The sequence below is a fragment of the Roseibium sp. SCP15 genome (genome assembly GCF_040329435.1).
Classification (GTDB): domain Bacteria; phylum Pseudomonadota; class Alphaproteobacteria; order Rhizobiales; family Stappiaceae; genus Roseibium.
Genome location: NZ_JBDZYI010000002.1, coordinates 1,021,737 through 1,039,063, shown reverse-complemented (window position 1 = coordinate 1,039,063; position 17,327 = coordinate 1,021,737). Strand labels below are relative to the sequence as shown.

The window sequence follows — 17,327 nt, the reverse complement described above, 5'->3', positions numbered from 1 at the left end:
AGAAATCTGGACTTTAAACTGAAAGAGGCAAAGGCGACCTAAAATGTCCCAATATGATCTTGTCGTCATCGGAACCGGCCCGGGGGGCTATGTTTGCGCGATCAAGGCAGCTCAACTCGGTCTGAAGACCGCAGTCGTCGAAAAGCGCGCAACGCTTGGCGGGACCTGCCTCAATATTGGCTGTATTCCGTCAAAGGCGTTGCTGCACGCTTCTGAGATGTTCGAGGAAGCAGGGCACGGTCTGGAAAAGATCGGTGTCAAGGTTTCCAAACCGAAACTCGATCTGCCGGTCATGATGAAGCACAAGGGTGATGTCGTGGACGCCAACGTCAACGGCGTTGCCTTCCTTATGAAGAAGAACAAAATCGACGTTCATACCGGCACGGGCAAGATCCTAGGCCAGGGTAAGGTCGAAGTGACTGCCGAAGATGGGTCGGCAACTGTCCTGGACACAAAGAACATCGTGATCGCCACCGGTTCGGACGTCATGCCGCTGCCAGGTGTCGAGATCGATGAAAAACAGATTGTCTCTTCGACTGGTGCGCTCGAACTCGACAAGGTACCGGGCAAGCTGGTCGTCGTTGGCGGTGGTGTCATTGGTCTGGAACTGGGTTCCGTCTGGAACCGTCTCGGTTCCGAGGTCACCGTGGTCGAGTTCATGGACAAGATCCTTGGTCCGATGGATGGCGACGTTTCCAAGAACTTCCAGCGCATGCTCAAGAAACAGGGCATGACCTTCAAACTGTCATCGAAGGTGACTGGCGTCGAGAAGAAGGGCAAGGGCCTGGCCGTTACCGTGGAACCTGCGAAGGGCGGTGATGCTCAGGTTATCGAAGCCGATATCGTGCTGGTTGCCATCGGGCGGCGTCCTTATACCGAAGGACTTGGTCTGGACACTGCCGGTGTTCAGATGGATGACCGTGGCCGCGTGCAGATCGACGCTCATTACAAGACCAATGTCGACGGCATCTATGCCATCGGTGATGTGGTCGATGGACCGATGCTGGCGCACAAGGCAGAAGACGAAGGCGTTGCTGTTGCCGAGATCCTGGCCGGACAGGCCGGTCACGTGAACTATGACGTCATTCCGGGTGTCGTCTACACCCAGCCCGAAATTGCCTCCGTCGGCAAGACGGAAGAAGAACTGAAGGCTGCCGGCATCGAGTACAAGACCGGCAAGTTCAACTTCTCCGCCAATGGACGGGCCCGTGCGATGAACCACACGGACGGTTTCGCGAAAGTACTGGCAGACGCCAAGACCGATCGGGTTCTGGGTGTTCACATTGTCGGCTTCGGTGCTGGTGAAATGATCCACGAAGGGGCCGTGCTGATGGAGTTCGGCGGTTCGGCCGAAGACCTGGCACGCACCTGCCATGCGCACCCGACCATGTCGGAGGCCGTCAAGGAAGCGGCTCTCGGCGCATTTGCAAAGCCGATCCACTCATAAGCAAACACTGGGTCTTGCAAACGACCCGAATGACGAAAACAGTTGGAAGCCGGGAGCTCTTGAGACATAAGAGCTTCCGGCTTTTTTGTTGTCATTGAGGCGTCTCTTGAGAAAGGTTGAAATTGTGAACGACAGAACCGTCACGCGTTCACCGGGATGGACCTTGTCGCCTTGAAATCTTCGAACTCGGGCAGCGATAAATGGTTCAGTCTTTTCTCGAAGTGCTTTAACGCTTCCTCGCCACGACAACGAAATGCGTGAGGGAGAAGAAGAAGCGGCCCGAGCGGGCAAGCTCGCTTTGCTCGTCAGCCCAGTCAGATGCTTCACTTTCTGAAATCAGACCCTTTTTGATGACGAAAGGCCTGATGAGATGGATCATCATGTTCGAGAGACCGTCGGGGCGTAGCTCAGTATCGCTGAATGGGATCGGGACGACTTGTTCGACCTGAAAGTCGGCGTCGCGCAGGATGGAAGGAAGGATGGCAGGCACACAACGCTCCACCAGATGATGATCCCAGGCGTCCAATACCTTGCGCATTCGTTCCGGATTGTCGCTGTACCAGGTGATCGTGTCCCAGTGCATGTCGCCGACGACGAGACGGCCTCCAGGCTTCAGGACACGGTATGCTTCTGCGATCGCTGCCGGAAGGTCGTCAAGATATTCGAACACCTGCAAAGACACCGCCTTGTCAACCGAACCTGTCTCGAGTGGCAAGTCGGTCGCCGTTCCGTCAGAGATTTCGACATTGTCGAACTCTGAGCAACGGTTCTTCGCTGCAATGCGCATGTCTTCGCTTGGGTCGATACCATAAACCCGGCCGCCTTCGCCGATTGTCCTCGACAGTTCAAGCGTCAGCATTCCATTGCCGCAGCCGATGTCAGCTATCACGTCACCCGGATTCGGTTGAAGCGCATCGAAGGAGGCGCGCCGCCGTCGTGAGAAGTCAGATCCCTGATAGGCATTTTCCAGAAGTCTTGCTGTTCGTGCGCCAAATTTAAGCATCTCGACCTCGATTGGCATTGACCGTTTGAACGGCTCGAAGGAGCCACAGTAACACCGTCGTCTCGCACGCGTCAGGTTTCGAACGATACACAGGTCGCAGCGCCTGCCATTGGAAAGTAGAGGATCGTCCAGACGTTGTTGAAGTCCTGCCGGCAGAAGGGGCTAATGGTCTTCCCGGCACAGACTGTGATCGCCGAAGGCCTTGAGGACGCTGCATTCGGTTACGGTGTGGCTGCCTTGGCAACTAGCGGCGATCCGCTCAAGTTCGGCTTCCAGTTTCTTCAAATGGGCAATGCGCAGCTGCACTTCACGCAGCTGGGTTACGGCTATCTGGTCCGCCTGTTCGCAAGGACTGTCCGGGTGCTGACTGAGCTCGATCAGATCGCGGATTGCAGGCATCGGCAAACCGAGATCCCGGCAATGCTTGATGAAGCCAAGTCGATCAAGCTCAGACGCCTGGTAGCGACGTTGATTGCCCTCGGTTCGAAGCGGCGCTTCCAAAAGGCCTTCCTTTTCATAATATCGGATGGTCGGAACCTTGACGCCGGTTCGCTTTGATAACTCGCCAATTGAATAGTCCATCACAGGCCCTCGCCATATCTATAGCTTCTATAGATATGGCGAGGTTTAGGCCAGCGCAATGGATTCCCTAAGCGACTGAGCATCCCGATTGCGAAGCTTGTATCCGCCAGCTGGTCAGGTTGTTTGGGCTGAAGGTCTGTCACCCAGGTGAACCATCGTAATCTCGGGCGGGACACCGAAGCGAACAGGAACGATCGAACAGCCGAGTCCTCCGGAGACAATGAGATGGCGCGGTTCCATCGACAGGCTCAGATGGCGGGCAATCGTTGTTCCACCGGTTTCAACGATGTGCCCATAGGCGTAACTCTTTCCGTGCTTTGCGGGAAATGCCGGCTTGTACCCAAACCAGTTGATCTGCCCGCCATGGGTATGTCCGCTGAGCGTCAGGCTGACGCGAGAGGGCACGTCACCGATGATGTCCGGCTCGTGGGCCATCAATAATATGGGCGCATCGTCCGTCACTTGCTTCAACGTGCCGGGCAAGTCATCAAGGCCGCGCCATCGATAGCGTTTCAACTTTTGAACAGGCCGCAGGGCGATTTGATCATCCAGTCCGGCCAACCAGAAGGGCCTGCCGTCCTTTTCGAAACGCTCGGCGCGGTTCTGATAAAGCTCGATCCCGGCGTTGATCAGGGCCTGGCCATATTCGGTGGGCCCCTTGCCTGCAATTTGCGCCTCCCTGTCGTCCCACCAGTCGTGATTGCCCAGAATTGCGTGTGTCCCGAGCGGGGCAAACAGGTCACCGAAAAGATCTGCCCACTTTTGCGGTGGTATGGGGTCATACTGCCACTTGTGACTGGCCACATAGTCGCCAAGCATCAGGATGATGTCAGGCTTCAGCGCGTTTGTACGTTCCACGATGAAACGGACGCGATCCAGGTTCATCCACGGATCGCAAATGTGAGGGTCAGCAATCAGAGCCGCAGTCAGGTTCAGATCCTTCGGCCAGCGCGGTGGTGTCAGATGATAGCGCTGAATGCGCAAGCGGAAGGGTTCCACGCCGATTGCGTAGGCGGGAGCTGAAATCGCAGCAAACCCGGCGATCCCCAGACTTTTCAAAAACAATCGCCTCGAAAGCTTCAAGGTAGACCCCCATTGTGGAAGCGTTGCGGTCTGATCCTGAAATTTTCGCGCTCAGTTGAGGTCTTAAGAAGGCAGCGATTTGCAGATTTTGTGCAATCCTGCGCAAACAAGAACCCGCCGCAAGCGGCGGGTTGAGCTTTCATTGAAACTGCGTGCGACTACTCGGTCGGCTCGTCAACCGGGACCGGCAGGGGATCTGTTTCCAGCAGCACATCGTCGCTCAGGTCATTGGTTGCTAACGAGATGTCCGTGTCGACTTGCGGAACTTCACTTGTGTCGGCAACGGTCATCTGCTGCGAATCCGCAGACTTGCTCCATGAGCAGGCACTTGCCGATGCGATGAGAAAGGCAATCAGGGCAAGGGCGCTAAACAGAATGCTCAATAGACGCATGGGTACCCTCCGTTCGTTTCCAACTGAAAATCAGGTCGCTTACGTAAGGTAAAGCTTTGCGCCGATCTGGCAAGGGAAATCGAAGTTATCGCTGCCGTTCCTTCGCCGCGTTATTTCCGCTGCAGATTGTAGGTTTTCTCGGTGCGTGGCGCGGACTGGTCGTTGACCACGTTGATGACATGCGTGTCCAGAAGGTCGCCGAATGCGCGCAGCGTGATCTGTTTGCTGCTCAAAAACCCGACCAGCAAAACCTGGATCGCACCGTCGGAACGCATCTGGGCCTTTGTCCAACCCCACTTGCAGTCTCTCGGTACGCAGGAGGTGAACGCACGAACGCGAACAAAGACCTGTTCGTTCTCGCAACGGCTTTCAATCTCGATGCGGCTTATTTCCTTGGCCTCTGCATCCGGATTGATCCAGACCCCGTCTTCGGGAATAGGGCAATAGACACGTTGGGCTAGGGAAGGCGCACAAAACAGCATGAGAAAGCCGGCAGCAAGGATGATCAGGCGCATTCGAATCTCTCCGTTCGGACCAGACGCAAATTTTTAACTGGCGGCAGAATTTCTGGTGCAAATCAACCTAGTCGATTGAGGGATGCACTGCCAGAAAGGACTGGCACTATACTGAACAACTTCTTCGATTCTTTTCCAGCTGAAACAAGGAACCGGTATGCATTCACTCACCACGGAGCGATACACGCTGCGGCCTCCGCAAGCCGAAGACTTCGCGCTTTACAGGAGTTTTTTCGCCGATGGTGAGGCCTCGCGGTTTTACGGAGGCCCATTGCGCGAGGATCAGGCCTGGCGCGTTTTGTCCGGTCATCTCGGGCATTGGCAGTTGCGCGGCTATGGAATGTGGATGATCCGGCGCAAGGACGACAACCTGGCTTTGGGGGGATGCGGTTTTGTGTGGCCCGAAGGCTGGCCGAGGAGAGAACTGACTTGGTGGCTCGTACCACAGGCGCGAGGCCAGGGAGTTGCGGTGGAGGTTTCAAAAGCAGCCATTCGACATGCCTATGAGGCGTACGGCTGGCCTCTTGTTGAAACGCATATGAACGACGACAATGCAGCCGCGCGCGGCTTGGTGCTGAAGTTGGGTGGCAGAGAGATAGCCCGGGAGAAGTTCCCCGACGGGCTTGAACGATCCGTCTACGAGTTACCGCGGCCAGTTTGATCCGGTCACTTATCCGCGTGGATGAGCTTTGTCATAGGCGGATAGCAGATGCGCACTGTCGATCTCGGTATAGATCTGGGTTGAGGCGAGGCTCGCGTGACCGAGCAGCTCCTGGATCGTCCTGAGATCACCACCGCCTGCAAGCAGATGCGTTGCGAAGGAGTGGCGCAAGGCGTGCGGGGTTGCACTGTCCGGAAGGCCCAAAGCACTCCGCAGTTTTTGCATTGCCAGCTGGATCATGCGCGGATTGAGCGGACCACCCCTGGCGCCAAGAAACAATGGTCCCTCGGGAGCGACCGCATAGGGACAGAGTTTCAGGTAAAGTTCTACTGCCTGGCAGACGGCGGGCAGAATGGGGACAATCCGTTCCTTTCGGCCCTTGCCGACGATACGCAAGGTCTTGGCGCCCGCCTTCGGTGCCATGCTGCCGGTCAGGGAAAGAGCTTCTGAAATTCGAAGGCCGCAACCGTAGAGCAGTGTCAGAACGGCTGCGTTGCGGGCTTCGATCCAGGCCTCGCTTTCCATCGCCAGGTCGCCACTGGTGATGTCGATGGCATCTCGTGAGGAAACAGGTTTGGGAAGGGAGCGGGACTGGCGTGGAGGCCGAATGGCATCCGATGCTGCTGCGTTTACCTCTCCCTGCCGTTCCAGGTACTTCAGGAAGGAGCGGATTCCGGCGAGCCCGCGTGCCAGCGAGCGGCTTTGTATGCCCTGGCGGCGGCGGTAGGCAAGAAACCCTCGAAAGTCGGCGGGGCGAAGTGCTGCGATGTCCTTCACGGCTGGCGCACCGCCAAGATGGTCTGTCAGAAAACGCAGAAACTGACGCAGATCCCGCTCATATGCCAGCAGCGTCTTGTCGGACAGACGGCGTTCGTCAGACAGGTGATCCAGCCAGTTGCCAAGCCGTCGGTTGAGGTCCGGCTGGGCGGTGACGAGCAGCATTTCGCTATTGTTGGATTGGGCACTCATGACACCAGTTTGCCTCATGAGTGCCTATGGTTTCTTAACGCCGTGGTCTTTCCAGTGAATGCAGGGATTGCAACTGGGGCGGTCCAAACGAAGTTGCACGATTTCACAATGCCGATGACAGGTAACCTCAGGTTTACATGGGCTTAAAGACTCGTGGCTAAGGTCACCTCACGGATTGTCCGAAAACCGCGTTGGAATCTCAACAATGGATTTGGTTACAGATTTTGCGAAACGAATTCATGAGTTCGTTGGGCTCTTGATCGAAAACCGGTTTTCGAGCGAAACATTTTACGCGACGCTGATCTTTGCCTTTCTGGTGCTTCTCATCAGCATTCATCGCAAGGGCTATCGGATCACCTGGCCCAAGCGCATGATAAAAAGCGTCGGTGCCAATATCGCGTTCTGGTGGGGCAACATTCTGTTTATGCCCGTGGTATGGCTGGGCACCGATTTCATCAGACGAACATATGATGCACTGGGACTGCCGCATATTGACGAAAGCTTCTGGAGTGGGGTTCCCGACTGGTTGCTCGTTCCGTTTGCGATTATTTGCTTCGACTTTGCCAATTACTGGAACCATCGGTTGATGCACAGAGGTTGGCTGTGGCCAATCCATGCGATCCATCACTCCGACCCTGAAATGAATGCGATGACGACATATCGCGTTCATTTCCTTGAGCCAATGGTGATGTCGATTTCCTATATCCTGCTTTTGAGCTGGCTTGGTTTTCCGAACGATGTCATTGGTTTTGGCGCCATCTTCGTGGTCCTGCACAACATGTATGTGCACATCAATGTGGACTGGGATCATGGTCCCTTCAGGTTTGTCATCGCGTCTCCCCGTATGCACCAGTGGCACCATGCTGATCTGCCCAAGGCTTACGGCAAGAATCTCGCCAACATCTTTCCGGTCTTCGATCTGGTATTCGGCACCTATTACGTACCTGGCCCGTGCAAGGAAGCGTTCGGGGTGCAAGGCGCACCGGAAAATGATGTGGTGCAGTTGACCCTTTTTCCATTCGCAGAATGGGGCCGTATGGTGCTGCGCGCTGTCGGGCAACAGAAGCAAGTCGAAAACCCGGCTGAAGATCCTGAACACGCGAGAACCGAGGAGCACCGGGCGACAGAGCCCGATGCTTCAGCTGTCAGCTCGTAGAACCTGGAGTAACCGGGGTTCCGCAAAAGTGAGCTAAGTCCGTACTCTCACCCGCCTTCAGCGACTGGCTTCTGCCGGTTGCTGTCCCATCGCCAATCCGGATTGGCGAAGCATTCGACGCCGCCATGGAGCCGTCTGCGTGGTTCACATTGTTTCCAGTCGGCCTTACCTGCGAGCAGGCTTTCTCCTGCCGGCGTCAGCTCGAACTTCGCCTGGCCCCAGTTGTCCGGTTCCAAACTGACCGTTTCGCTGGTCAGCGCCGGACGACCCGCATCGCGCAGCCGGAGCAGAGTTCCCAAAAACATCAGGTCTCCGTGGTAGGGAAGGGGATCGCGTTTCATCAGGAATTCCCTGAAGATTTTGGCCCAGGAAAGCGGACCGTCTTTGAGAATGTCCAGAACGGTGCGTTCAGTAAAGGACAAGCCGTTTTCGACCGACGGCAGTTCAGCCAGATATCGAAATATCGATCCGCTCAGATAGGGCAGAGATCTGGATTGGTGTGCAACTTCAAACAAGGGCAATGGAGAGGGTGCGCCAAGCGCGTTCCAGGTATCGGATGCCGTGGTGTAGGCCGATGCAGTGACCGGTTGGCGCTGATCGTATTTGTAGCGAAGGGCTGCTGGTGACAGTTGGCCGATCCCGATGAATTTCGCGATCCCCGGAAACCTGTCGAGGCTAACCAACTCGACTTTTCGTCTGTCCGCACCTGTTCGTCTGAGAACGGCAAGACATCTTGCCAAAATGAGCTGATCGTAGGGATCGTGTTCGAACCAGAGAACGATCCGGCCGTATTTGTCCACATCGGCCAAGAGCGCATCTGCTCTTTTCAGAACCTCAAGCGTCTCCTCGAAAGTTTCGCCCGGATATTCGCTTGCAATGAACTCGGCACGAACCTTTTGCGCCTCTTGGCCGGAGATGACCGGACCCTGGCAGATCGGATCTGCAAACATCAGAAAGTCACCGGCAAAGCCGGCGCGCTTCAGCGCAGCTTCAATGTCGTTGCCACACCGGATGTGCAACGTCGGAAGGTCCCCATCCGGTGCGGTGGAGTCCTTTTCGATGGCCTTCTTCGCGGTGTCCATCTGCTCGACATGCTTTTTCAGGGCGGGCCAGCTTGGGAGCCCGGCTTCGCGTGCAAGCGTCAGCTGGGCATCAGACAACTTCAAGGAGGACAATTCCAGCTGATTGTAGCGGGGATGGTTCACCTTCAATCTGTCAATGGAGGTCTTGCATCCCTCCCGAACGGCGTTGCGCAACTCTTTTGCGAGTCGCCTTTGGCGATCGAGGTCGAGCGACAGGTCGGTGGAGCTTAAAAGCGGAAGGGTTTGCGCGTCGCGCATTTGATCGGTCATGATGACTCCCGGGCTCGGAATTTATCCAGCGTCCGCATCTCCGGATCGAGCGGGTGTCGAATGTCTTGAGCACCTTGGGTGCTGCATATGACGAGCGTGGAAACCTTTCCGCGGACCGGAGGCCTCGCCCGGAGACCTGCCGCAACATAATGGCGTCTGATTTGATTCTGCAAGCCGGATACAAAAACGGCCCGGATGTCCGGGCCGTCTCTGTCGTCATGAACTGTCGATCAGAGAATGCTCTGACCGGTCTTGGCCCAATCGGCCAGGAACGCGTCGAGGCCCTTGTCGGTCAGCGGATGCTTCACCAGCGCCTTAAGAGTGGACGGTGGAATCGTGGCAACGTCAGCACCGATGATGGCGCAATCCTTGACGTGGTTCGGCGTGCGGATGGAAGCCGCCAGGATTTCCGTCTCGAAGCCATAATTGTCATAGATCACGCGAATCTCGCGGATCAGCTCCAGACCGTCGGCGTGAATATCATCCAGCCGGCCGATGAATGGAGAAATGTAGGTTGCTCCGGCTTTGGCAGCCAGCAGCGCCTGATTGGCCGAGAAGCACAAGGTCACGTTGGTTTTTGTGCCTTCGTCGGTCAGTTGCTTGCAGGCTTTCAGACCATCAAAGGTCAGCGGAAGCTTGATGACCACATTGTCGGCCAGTTCGCGCAACACATGCGCTTCCTTGATCATGGTGTCGAAGTCGGTAGCGGCGACTTCGGCAGAGACATCGCCTTTGGTGATCTGACAGATTTCCGCAATCACTTCCTTGAAATCGCGACCGGACTTGGCGATCAGCGACGGATTGGTGGTCACGCCATCAAGAAGACCGGTGGATTCCAGTTCCTTGATTTCGGCCGTGTCGGCGGTGTCGACGAAAAATTTCATCAGTGTCTACTCCCTGTAGGCGCCCAGCCATGAGCATGGTGCCGGTCGCCGGATGCTTTCCCCGACTTCGGGGCAAAACGATTTAATGTTCAGCCGCGCTCTCTTTACCCTAGGATGATGACAAGAAGAACCCCTGATTCTCCAGTGGAAGAAATTTTTGTGGTACGTACCTCAAAAATTATCGACCTTGAAAGCCGGCGTCGGCAAGGCAATGTCGTCATTTGTGTCGATGAATGAATGACATGAGACAGAAGGCCCTCAACGTGAGGTGAAAAGGACCTGACATTCCGTGCTGTTTGACGATCCAGAGTTCAAAGAAACGATTGCCAGTGTTCTGGTGCCGGTTCCGGTACCTGTTGCTTATACTTACAAGGTCCCGGCCGGACAGTCGGTTGTTCCAGGCACCATCGTGAAGGTGCCGCTTGGTCCGCGTGAGGTTCTCGGAGCCGTGTGGGATGTCGAGCCGGACGCCGCGATAAATTCCAGGAAGCTCAAGACGATTGCCAGGGTCTATGAGACGACGCCGCCGCTGGACGAGGATTTGCGGCGCTTTGTGGACTGGGTCGCAAACTGGACACTGGGTGCGCCAGGCATGGTTCTGCGCATGGTGTTGCGCTCGGAAGAAGCGCTGGAGCCGGAAGCACCTGTTCCGGGGGTCCGGCGGATCGAGGGCGCGGAGCCGGATCGGGCGACACCGGCGCGCAAACGTGTGCTGGCAACCATGGAAGACGGTTTTGCCTGGACCAAGAGCGGGCTTGCGCATGCCGCCGGGGTTTCTCCGTCTGTCATTGACGGGCTTTTGCAGCAGAATGTGCTGGAGACCGTCTTCATGCCGGCGGCTCCCCCACCGCCAAAACCGCAGATCGACTACGCTCCGAAACCTCTGACGCCGGCCCAGCAAAGAGCTGCCGAGGGATTGAAGGAGAGCTTTGACAAGGGCGGTTGCATCTCTCTCATCGATGGCGTCACCGGTTCCGGCAAGACGGAAGTCTATTTTGAAGCGATCGCGGAAGCGTTGCGCCGGGAAAAGCAGGCCTTGGTGCTATTGCCCGAAATCGCACTGACCGAACAGTTCCTGCGCCGGTTCGAGCAGCGATTCGGTGTTTATCCGGCCGAATGGCATTCTGAAATCACCCCGAAGAACCGCGCTCGGGTCTGGCGCGGTGTGGCGTCGGGCGATGTCAGGGTGGTGATCGGTGCGCGCTCGTCGCTCTTTCTGCCTTTCAAGGAACTCGGCCTGATCATCGTAGATGAAGAACACGATGCCGCGTTCAAGCAGGACGACCGGGTTCCCTACAGCGCCAGGGATATGGCAGTGGTGCGCGGTCACCTGTCCAGGTTTCCGGTCATTCTCGCTTCGGCGACACCGTCGGTGGAAAGTCACGTCAATGCGGATCTCGGCCGGTATGAGCTTTACGAACTGCCGGAACGGGCTTCGGGAGCGGCCCTTCCCGATCTTCAGGCGATCGACATGCGCATCGACGGTCCTGAACGCGGCCGTTGGCTGGCCCCGACACTCGTCCATGCCATCAAGGATACCTTTGCTGAGGGAGACCAGTCGCTTCTCTTCCTGAACCGGCGCGGCTATGCCCCCCTGACTCTTTGTCGCACCTGTGGCCACCGGTTCCAGTGCGCGCATTGCAGTGCCTGGCTGGTCGAACACAGGTTCCAGAAGAAGCTGGTTTGTCATCACTGCGGCCACTCCGAGCCGGTACCGGATGTCTGCCCATCCTGTCAGAGCAAGGATACGCTGGTTGCCTGCGGCCCCGGTGTGGAGAGAATCGCCGAAGAAGTCTCCGATCTTTTTCCGCAGGCCCGAACACTGATTCTTTCCTCTGATCTTCCGGGTGGTCCGGAGCGGCTCAAGCGAGAAATGAAGATCGTGGAGGAGGGCGGAGCCGACATCGTCATCGGGACGCAGCTTGTCGCAAAAGGGCACAATTTCCCGAAAATGAAGCTGGTTGGCGTCATCGATGCAGATCTCGGACTGGCGCATGGCGACCCGAGGGCGGCCGAAAAAACATTTCAGCTTCTGGCTCAGGTGACAGGCCGCGCAGGACGCGTAACCGGCGGTGGCAAAGGGTTTTTGCAGACCTACAACGCTGACCATCCGGTGATAAATGCGCTTTTGTCCAGCGACAAGAATGCGTTCTACCAGGCGGAAATCGAAGCCCGGCGAGTCGCAGGGCTGCCACCGTTCGGCCGTCTGGCGGCGGTTGTCGTCTCCGGCCCTGACAAGATCTTTGCCGAAGGTTTCTCGCGGGCACTGGTGCGTTCCGCTCCCCAGGATCAGACCGTTACCCTGCTTGGTCCGGCAGAAGCCGCGCTTGCCATGGTGCGCGGACGCTACCGTTACCGGCTGCTGGCGATGGCTCCACGCCAATTCGATCTGCAGTCCTATTTGCGCGTATGGCTGGCCAACGGGCCAAAACCGTCTAAAGGATTACGTGTGCAGGTAGACATTGATCCGCAACACTTTTTATAGGCGCATAGCAAAAAACACCTATAAATCGGCAAGAACAGCCATCCGGTGAAGTTGCACACTGAGAAACCCTGTGCTAATTGAGGCGCGGCTTTGGGGGAACGGTTTAACCGTCATACCTTCCGACCTTGAAATCATTCATCTTTTCAATGCCTTAAGACGCTAGCCGTTTTGCGGGCATGAAAAATGTCAGAGAGCACGGACCTGGTGACTGACAACGTATCTCTCGTATCCGGCGTGGCACAGCGTTATGCGTCCGCCCTTCTCGACCTCGCAGAGGGGGATGGCGTAACGGCTGACGTGGAGCGGGATCTGACTGCTTTCGAAGGCATGCTTGCCGAAAGTGAAGATCTCGACCGTCTTGTGAAAAGCCCGGCATTCAGTGCTGAGGAGCAGCTTGCAGCGCTCACTGCACTTCTCGACAAGGCAGGCATTTCCGGTCTTGCCGCAAATTTTGTGAAGTTGGCCGCCCGTAACCGGCGCCTCTTCGTTCTTCCCGACATGATCAAGGCCTTCCGGGCCCTCCTTGCTGAAAAGCGGGGTGAGGAAACAGCTGAGGTGACATCCGCAGCTGCTCTTTCCGACGAGCATGTCGCTGCCCTGAAAGAGGCTCTTTCCGCTTCCACGGGCAAATCCGTAAACGTCGCAGCGAAAGTTGATCCTGCTCTGATCGGTGGCCTCGTGGTCAAGGTCGGCTCCCGCATGATCGACACATCTCTGCGTACCAAGCTCAATTCACTCAAGTTCGCGATGAAAGAGGTCGGCTGATGGATATTCGGGCCGCGGAAATTTCCGCAATCCTCAAGGACCAGATCAAGAGCTTTGGCCAGGAAGCCGAAGTTTCTGAAGTTGGTCAGGTGCTCTCCGTCGGTGACGGTATCGCCCGTGTTTATGGTCTGGACAAAGTTCAGGCTGGTGAAATGGTCGAATTCCCAGGTGGCATCAAGGGCATGGCCCTGAACCTGGAATCCGACAACGTCGGTGTCGTTATTTTCGGTTCTGACCGTGACATTAAAGAAGGCGATACGGTCAAGCGGACCGGCGCCATCGTGGAAGTCCCGGTTGGTAAAGGCCTGCTTGGCCGTGTTGTTGACCCGCTCGGTAACCCGATCGACGGCAAAGGCCCGATCGAGGCAACTGAAAAGCGCCGTGTGGACGTGAAAGCGCCTGGCATTCTGCCGCGTAAGTCCGTGCACGAGCCGATGTCGACTGGCCTGAAAGCCATTGACGCCCTGATCCCTGTTGGCCGTGGTCAGCGCGAGCTTGTCATTGGTGACCGTCAGACCGGTAAGACCGCGATCATCCTCGACACCTTCCTGAACCAGAAGCCGCTGCATGCCGGTGACGACGAAAGCGCCAAGCTGTACTGCATCTACGTTGCAGTCGGTCAGAAGCGTTCCACCGTTGCTCAGTTCGTGAAGACCCTGGAAGACGAAGGCGCTCTGGAATATTCCATCGTCATCGCCGCAACCGCTTCCGACGCGGCTCCGCTGCAGTTCCTGGCGCCGTTTGCCGGCTGTGCGATGGGTGAGTTCTTCCGTGACAACTCCATGCACGCCGTTATCGGTTATGACGATCTGACCAAGCAGGCTGTTGCTTATCGTCAGATGTCTCTGCTTCTGCGCCGTCCGCCGGGACGTGAAGCTTTCCCGGGTGACGTTTTCTACCTGCACTCCCGTCTGCTGGAACGTGCAGCGAAGCTGAACGAAAACTACGGCGCTGGCTCCCTGACCGCACTTCCGGTCATCGAAACCCAGGGCAACGACGTGTCCGCGTTTATTCCGACCAACGTGATTTCGATCACCGATGGCCAGATCTTCCTGGAAACGGACCTGTTCTACCAGGGTATCCGCCCGGCCGTTAACGTCGGTCTGTCGGTTTCCCGCGTGGGTTCCTCCGCTCAGATCAAGGCGATGAAACAGGTTGCCGGCCCGATTAAGGGTGAGCTTGCGCAGTACCGCGAAATGGCGGCGTTCGCGCAGTTCGGCTCTGACCTCGACGCCACCACTCAGCGCCTGCTGAACCGCGGTGCCCGTCTGACCGAACTTCTGAAGCAGCCGCAGTTCTCGCCGCTGAAGACCGAAGAACAGGTTGCGGTCATCTACGCTGGTGTGAACGGCTACCTTGATGCGCATCCGGTTGACCGTGTGCGTGACTTCGAAGAAGGCCTGCTTCTGTTCCTGCGCGGTGAGCACCAGGATCTGCTGGACGCCATCTGGGAGAAGAAGGCACTTGACGACGACCTGACAGGCAAGCTGAAAGCTGCCGTCGACGCGTTCGCCAAGAACTTCGCTTAAGATCACACGCCGGGATAAGGAGCAGGGGCGGCCATGCCGAGCCTGAAGGACTTACGAAACCGTATCGCTTCCGTGAAAGCGACGCAGAAAATCACCAAGGCCATGCAGATGGTGGCCGCGGCGAAGCTGCGTCGTGCTCAGGAAGCTGCGGAGGCTGCACGCCCCTATGCGGAACGCATGGACGCCGTGCTGGCCAACCTCGCGGTGGCTTTCGAGGGCCGCGATGATGCTCCGAAGCTGATGTCCGGTACGGGCAAGGATCAGGTTCATCTCCTGGTCGTTGCCACTGCCGAACGCGGACTTTGCGGGGGCTTCAACACCAACATCGCCAAGCTGGCACGTGAAAAGGCACGCAGCCTTCTCGCCGAAGGCAAGACGGTCAAGATCATGTGTGTCGGCAAGAAGGGCTTTGACGCTATCAAGCGTGAGCTCGGCCAGTACGTGATCAAGAATGTTGACTTGCGCGCCGTCAAGAACGTCGGTTTCTCCAATGCGGATGAAATCGGCCGTGATGTTCTCTCCATGTTTGACAATGGTGAGTTCGACGTCTGCACGCTGTTCTATTCGACCTTCAAGTCCGTGATTGCACAGGAACCGACCGCACAGCAGCTGATCCCGGCTTCGTTTGAAGCTGGCGATGCTGATGCAGCCGACGGCGCCAGCGCGGTTTATGAATACGAACCGGACGAGGCCGAGATCCTTGCAGATCTTCTGCCGCGTAACATTTCCGTTCAGGTTTTCAGGGCGCTTCTTGAAAACGCAGCGTCTGAGCAGGGTGCTCGTATGTCCGCCATGGACAACGCGACCCGCAACGCCGGCGACATGATCGACAAGCTGACGATCAACTACAACCGCCAGCGTCAGGCTCAGATTACGACGGAACTGATTGAAATTATCTCGGGCGCGGAAGCGCTCTAAGGCAACCTGCGCCCAATCGGGCGCAGTGTGCTTGAACAGTATTAATGTCGATCAACCTTTCTGCTTTCTTCTGGACGAAAGCGAGTTGATCTAACGGGATCGAGACGAGGATTAGGGATATGGCTGACAAAAAAGTCGGACGGGTCACCCAGGTCATCGGCGCCGTTGTCGACGTCAAGTTCGATGACCACCTGCCGTTGATCCTGAATGCTCTTGAAGTAGACAACCAGGGCAACCGCCTTGTTCTCGAGGTGGCTCAGCACCTCGGTGAGAACACGGTACGTACCATCGCAATGGACTCCACCGAGGGTCTGGTTCGCGGTCAGGAAGTTGTTGACACCGGATCCGCCATCATGGTGCCGGTTGGCGACGGCACTCTGGGCCGGATCATGAACGTGATCGGCGAGCCGGTTGACGACGCTGGCGACATTGTCTTCACCGAAAAGCGCGGCATTCACCAGGAGGCTCCGTCCTTCATCGAGCAGTCCACCGAAGCTGAAATCCTTGTAACGGGCATCAAGGTCGTTGACCTGCTGGCTCCGTATGCAAAGGGTGGTAAGATCGGTCTGTTCGGCGGCGCCGGCGTTGGTAAAACCGTTCTGATCATGGAGCTGATCAACAACATCGCTAAGGCGCACGGCGGTTACTCCGTATTCGCCGGTGTTGGTGAGCGTACCCGTGAAGGCAACGACCTTTACTGGGAAATGATCGAATCCAACGTGAACAAGGAAGGCGGCGGAGAAGGCTCCAAAGCGGCGCTCGTTTACGGTCAGATGAACGAACCTCCCGGAGCGCGTGCTCGTGTTGCTCTGACCGGTCTGACGGTCGCGGAACACTTCCGTGATGAAGGCCAGGACGTTCTGTTCTTCGTGGACAACATCTTCCGCTTCACCCAGGCTGGTTCTGAAGTGTCCGCGCTTCTCGGCCGTATCCCGTCCGCTGTGGGTTACCAGCCGACGCTTGCGACCGACATGGGCTCGATGCAGGAACGCATCACGACCACCACAAAGGGCTCGATCACGTCCGTTCAGGCCGTTTACGTCCCGGCCGATGACTTGACCGACCCGGCACCGGCTTCGACCTTTGCCCACTTGGATGCAACGACCGTTCTGAACCGTGCGATCGCTGAAAAAGGCATCTACCCGGCTGTGGATCCGCTGGATTCCTCTTCGCGTATGCTGGATGCCCGTATCATTGGTGAAGAGCACTACAACACTGCGCGTGCCGTTCAGGGTACTCTGCAGCGTTACAAGGCTCTGCAGGACATCATCGCCATCCTGGGCATGGACGAACTGTCTGAAGAAGACAAGCTCACCGTTGCCCGCGCACGTAAGATCGAGCGCTTCCTGTCCCAGCCGTTCTTCGTGGCTGAGGTCTTCACCGGTTCCCCGGGCAAGCTGGTTGCTCTGGAAGACACCATCAAGGGCTTCAAAGGCCTGGTGGAAGGTGAATACGATCACCTGCCGGAAGCTGCTTTCTACATGGTTGGCTCCATTGATGAAGCCATCGAGAAAGCACAGAAGCTGGCAGCTGAAGCCGCTTAAGTGCAAGAAATTGATCGGGCGCCCTCAGAGGCGTCCGGTTTT

Annotated in this window: 16 protein-coding genes; 8 read left to right on the top strand and 8 right to left on the bottom strand. The window is 57.0% G+C overall.

The window, feature by feature from the left end; translation table 11 throughout:
• Window positions 1-43 precede the first annotated feature (43 nt).
• Complete coding sequence (gene lpdA / locus ABLO27_RS12200; protein WP_353033192.1) at window positions 44-1,447, top strand: dihydrolipoyl dehydrogenase; 1,404 nt, start codon at window positions 44-46, stop codon at window positions 1,445-1,447.
• A gap of 226 nt (window positions 1,448-1,673) precedes the next feature.
• Here lpdA and ABLO27_RS12195 read toward each other — a convergent pair whose 3' ends face one another.
• The 5 genes from ABLO27_RS12195 to ABLO27_RS12175 all read right to left on the bottom strand — a co-directional run bounded on the left by ABLO27_RS12195 (window position 1,674) and on the right by ABLO27_RS12175 (window position 5,022).
• Window positions 1,674-2,450 carry a methyltransferase domain-containing protein gene (locus ABLO27_RS12195; protein ID WP_353033191.1) on the bottom strand — a complete coding sequence of 259 codons (777 nt, stop codon included), beginning with the start codon at window positions 2,448-2,450 and terminating at the stop codon, window positions 1,674-1,676.
• Window positions 2,451-2,612: 162 nt separating this feature from the next.
• A complete protein-coding gene (locus tag ABLO27_RS12190) occupies window positions 2,613-3,032 on the bottom strand; it encodes a MerR family transcriptional regulator (RefSeq protein WP_353033190.1) in 420 nt (139 codons plus the stop codon).
• Between the two features lie 114 nt (window positions 3,033-3,146).
• Window positions 3,147-4,091: a metallophosphoesterase gene (locus tag ABLO27_RS12185; protein WP_353033189.1), complete on the bottom strand. Its 945-nt coding sequence runs from the start codon at window positions 4,089-4,091 to the stop codon at window positions 3,147-3,149.
• A 182-nt stretch (window positions 4,092-4,273) separates the two neighbouring features.
• The gene (locus tag ABLO27_RS12180; protein ID WP_353033188.1) at window positions 4,274-4,507 is read right to left on the bottom strand and encodes a hypothetical protein; all 234 of its coding nucleotides are present in this window, start codon (window positions 4,505-4,507) and stop codon (window positions 4,274-4,276) included.
• Window positions 4,508-4,617: 110 nt separating this feature from the next.
• The gene (locus ABLO27_RS12175; RefSeq protein WP_353033187.1) at window positions 4,618-5,022 is read right to left on the bottom strand and encodes a serine/threonine protein kinase; all 405 of its coding nucleotides are present in this window, start codon (window positions 5,020-5,022) and stop codon (window positions 4,618-4,620) included.
• Between the two features lie 157 nt (window positions 5,023-5,179).
• Here ABLO27_RS12175 and ABLO27_RS12170 point away from each other — a divergent pair, with 157 nt between their 5' ends.
• The gene (locus ABLO27_RS12170) at window positions 5,180-5,683 is read left to right on the top strand and encodes a GNAT family N-acetyltransferase (RefSeq protein WP_353033186.1); all 504 of its coding nucleotides are present in this window, start codon (window positions 5,180-5,182) and stop codon (window positions 5,681-5,683) included.
• Window positions 5,684-5,692: 9 nt separating this feature from the next.
• Here ABLO27_RS12170 and ABLO27_RS12165 read toward each other — a convergent pair whose 3' ends face one another.
• Window positions 5,693-6,652, bottom strand: coding sequence for a tyrosine recombinase XerC (locus ABLO27_RS12165; protein ID WP_353033185.1), 960 nt, complete (start codon window positions 6,650-6,652; stop codon window positions 5,693-5,695).
• A gap of 205 nt (window positions 6,653-6,857) precedes the next feature.
• On the opposite strand from ABLO27_RS12165, the gene ABLO27_RS12160 reads away from it, so the two are divergent.
• Window positions 6,858-7,808 carry a sterol desaturase family protein gene (locus ABLO27_RS12160; RefSeq protein WP_353033184.1) on the top strand — a complete coding sequence of 317 codons (951 nt, stop codon included), beginning with the start codon at window positions 6,858-6,860 and terminating at the stop codon, window positions 7,806-7,808.
• A 47-nt stretch (window positions 7,809-7,855) separates the two neighbouring features.
• Here the strand turns inward: ABLO27_RS12160 and ABLO27_RS12155 are convergent, their stop codons facing one another.
• The gene (locus ABLO27_RS12155) at window positions 7,856-9,160 is read right to left on the bottom strand and encodes a DUF1835 domain-containing protein (protein ID WP_353033183.1); all 1,305 of its coding nucleotides are present in this window, start codon (window positions 9,158-9,160) and stop codon (window positions 7,856-7,858) included.
• Between the two features lie 230 nt (window positions 9,161-9,390).
• Window positions 9,391-10,044 (bottom strand): fructose-6-phosphate aldolase, encoded by a 654-nt coding sequence (gene fsa / locus ABLO27_RS12150; protein ID WP_352946114.1) that lies wholly within the window; start codon window positions 10,042-10,044, stop codon window positions 9,391-9,393.
• A 289-nt stretch (window positions 10,045-10,333) separates the two neighbouring features.
• Here fsa and ABLO27_RS12145 point away from each other — a divergent pair, with 289 nt between their 5' ends.
• From ABLO27_RS12145 to atpD, 5 genes are all read left to right on the top strand, one after another.
• A complete protein-coding gene (locus ABLO27_RS12145) occupies window positions 10,334-12,529 on the top strand; it encodes a primosomal protein N' (protein WP_353033182.1) in 2,196 nt (731 codons plus the stop codon).
• A gap of 183 nt (window positions 12,530-12,712) precedes the next feature.
• Window positions 12,713-13,294, top strand: coding sequence for a F0F1 ATP synthase subunit delta (locus ABLO27_RS12140; protein WP_353033181.1), 582 nt, complete (start codon window positions 12,713-12,715; stop codon window positions 13,292-13,294).
• Window positions 13,294-14,823: a F0F1 ATP synthase subunit alpha gene (gene atpA / locus ABLO27_RS12135; RefSeq protein ID WP_353033180.1), complete on the top strand. Its 1,530-nt coding sequence runs from the start codon at window positions 13,294-13,296 to the stop codon at window positions 14,821-14,823. Before ABLO27_RS12140 ends, atpA begins: the two co-directional genes overlap by 1 nt.
• A 33-nt stretch (window positions 14,824-14,856) precedes the next feature.
• A complete protein-coding gene (locus tag ABLO27_RS12130; protein WP_353033179.1) occupies window positions 14,857-15,741 on the top strand; it encodes a F0F1 ATP synthase subunit gamma in 885 nt (294 codons plus the stop codon).
• Window positions 15,742-15,860: 119 nt separating this feature from the next.
• Window positions 15,861-17,285 (top strand): F0F1 ATP synthase subunit beta, encoded by a 1,425-nt coding sequence (atpD, locus tag ABLO27_RS12125; RefSeq protein ID WP_352946100.1) that lies wholly within the window; start codon window positions 15,861-15,863, stop codon window positions 17,283-17,285.
• Window positions 17,286-17,327: the final 42 nt, after the last annotated feature.

Bases quoted from the DNA above. Each gene is read 5' to 3' on its own strand.
- ABLO27_RS12190 (WP_353033190.1), bottom strand. From the start codon at position 3,032: ATGGACTATTCAATTGGCGAGTTATCAAAGCGAACCGGCGTCAAGGTT.
- atpD (WP_352946100.1), top strand. From the start codon at position 15,861: ATGGCTGACAAAAAAGTCGGACGGGTCACCCAGGTCATCGGCGCCGTT.
- fsa (WP_352946114.1), bottom strand. From the start codon at position 10,044: ATGAAATTTTTCGTCGACACCGCCGACACGGCCGAAATCAAGGAACTG.
- ABLO27_RS12170 (WP_353033186.1), top strand. From the start codon at position 5,180: ATGCATTCACTCACCACGGAGCGATACACGCTGCGGCCTCCGCAAGCC.
- ABLO27_RS12195 (WP_353033191.1), bottom strand. From the start codon at position 2,450: ATGCTTAAATTTGGCGCACGAACAGCAAGACTTCTGGAAAATGCCTAT.
- ABLO27_RS12180 (WP_353033188.1), bottom strand. From the start codon at position 4,507: ATGCGTCTATTGAGCATTCTGTTTAGCGCCCTTGCCCTGATTGCCTTT.
- ABLO27_RS12130 (WP_353033179.1), top strand. From the start codon at position 14,857: ATGCCGAGCCTGAAGGACTTACGAAACCGTATCGCTTCCGTGAAAGCG.
- ABLO27_RS12165 (WP_353033185.1), bottom strand. From the start codon at position 6,652: ATGAGTGCCCAATCCAACAATAGCGAAATGCTGCTCGTCACCGCCCAG.
- ABLO27_RS12160 (WP_353033184.1), top strand. From the start codon at position 6,858: ATGGATTTGGTTACAGATTTTGCGAAACGAATTCATGAGTTCGTTGGG.
- lpdA (WP_353033192.1), top strand. From the start codon at position 44: ATGTCCCAATATGATCTTGTCGTCATCGGAACCGGCCCGGGGGGCTAT.
- ABLO27_RS12175 (WP_353033187.1), bottom strand. From the start codon at position 5,022: ATGCGCCTGATCATCCTTGCTGCCGGCTTTCTCATGCTGTTTTGTGCG.
- ABLO27_RS12140 (WP_353033181.1), top strand. From the start codon at position 12,713: ATGTCAGAGAGCACGGACCTGGTGACTGACAACGTATCTCTCGTATCC.
- atpA (WP_353033180.1), top strand. From the start codon at position 13,294: ATGGATATTCGGGCCGCGGAAATTTCCGCAATCCTCAAGGACCAGATC.
- ABLO27_RS12155 (WP_353033183.1), bottom strand. From the start codon at position 9,160: ATGACCGATCAAATGCGCGACGCGCAAACCCTTCCGCTTTTAAGCTCC.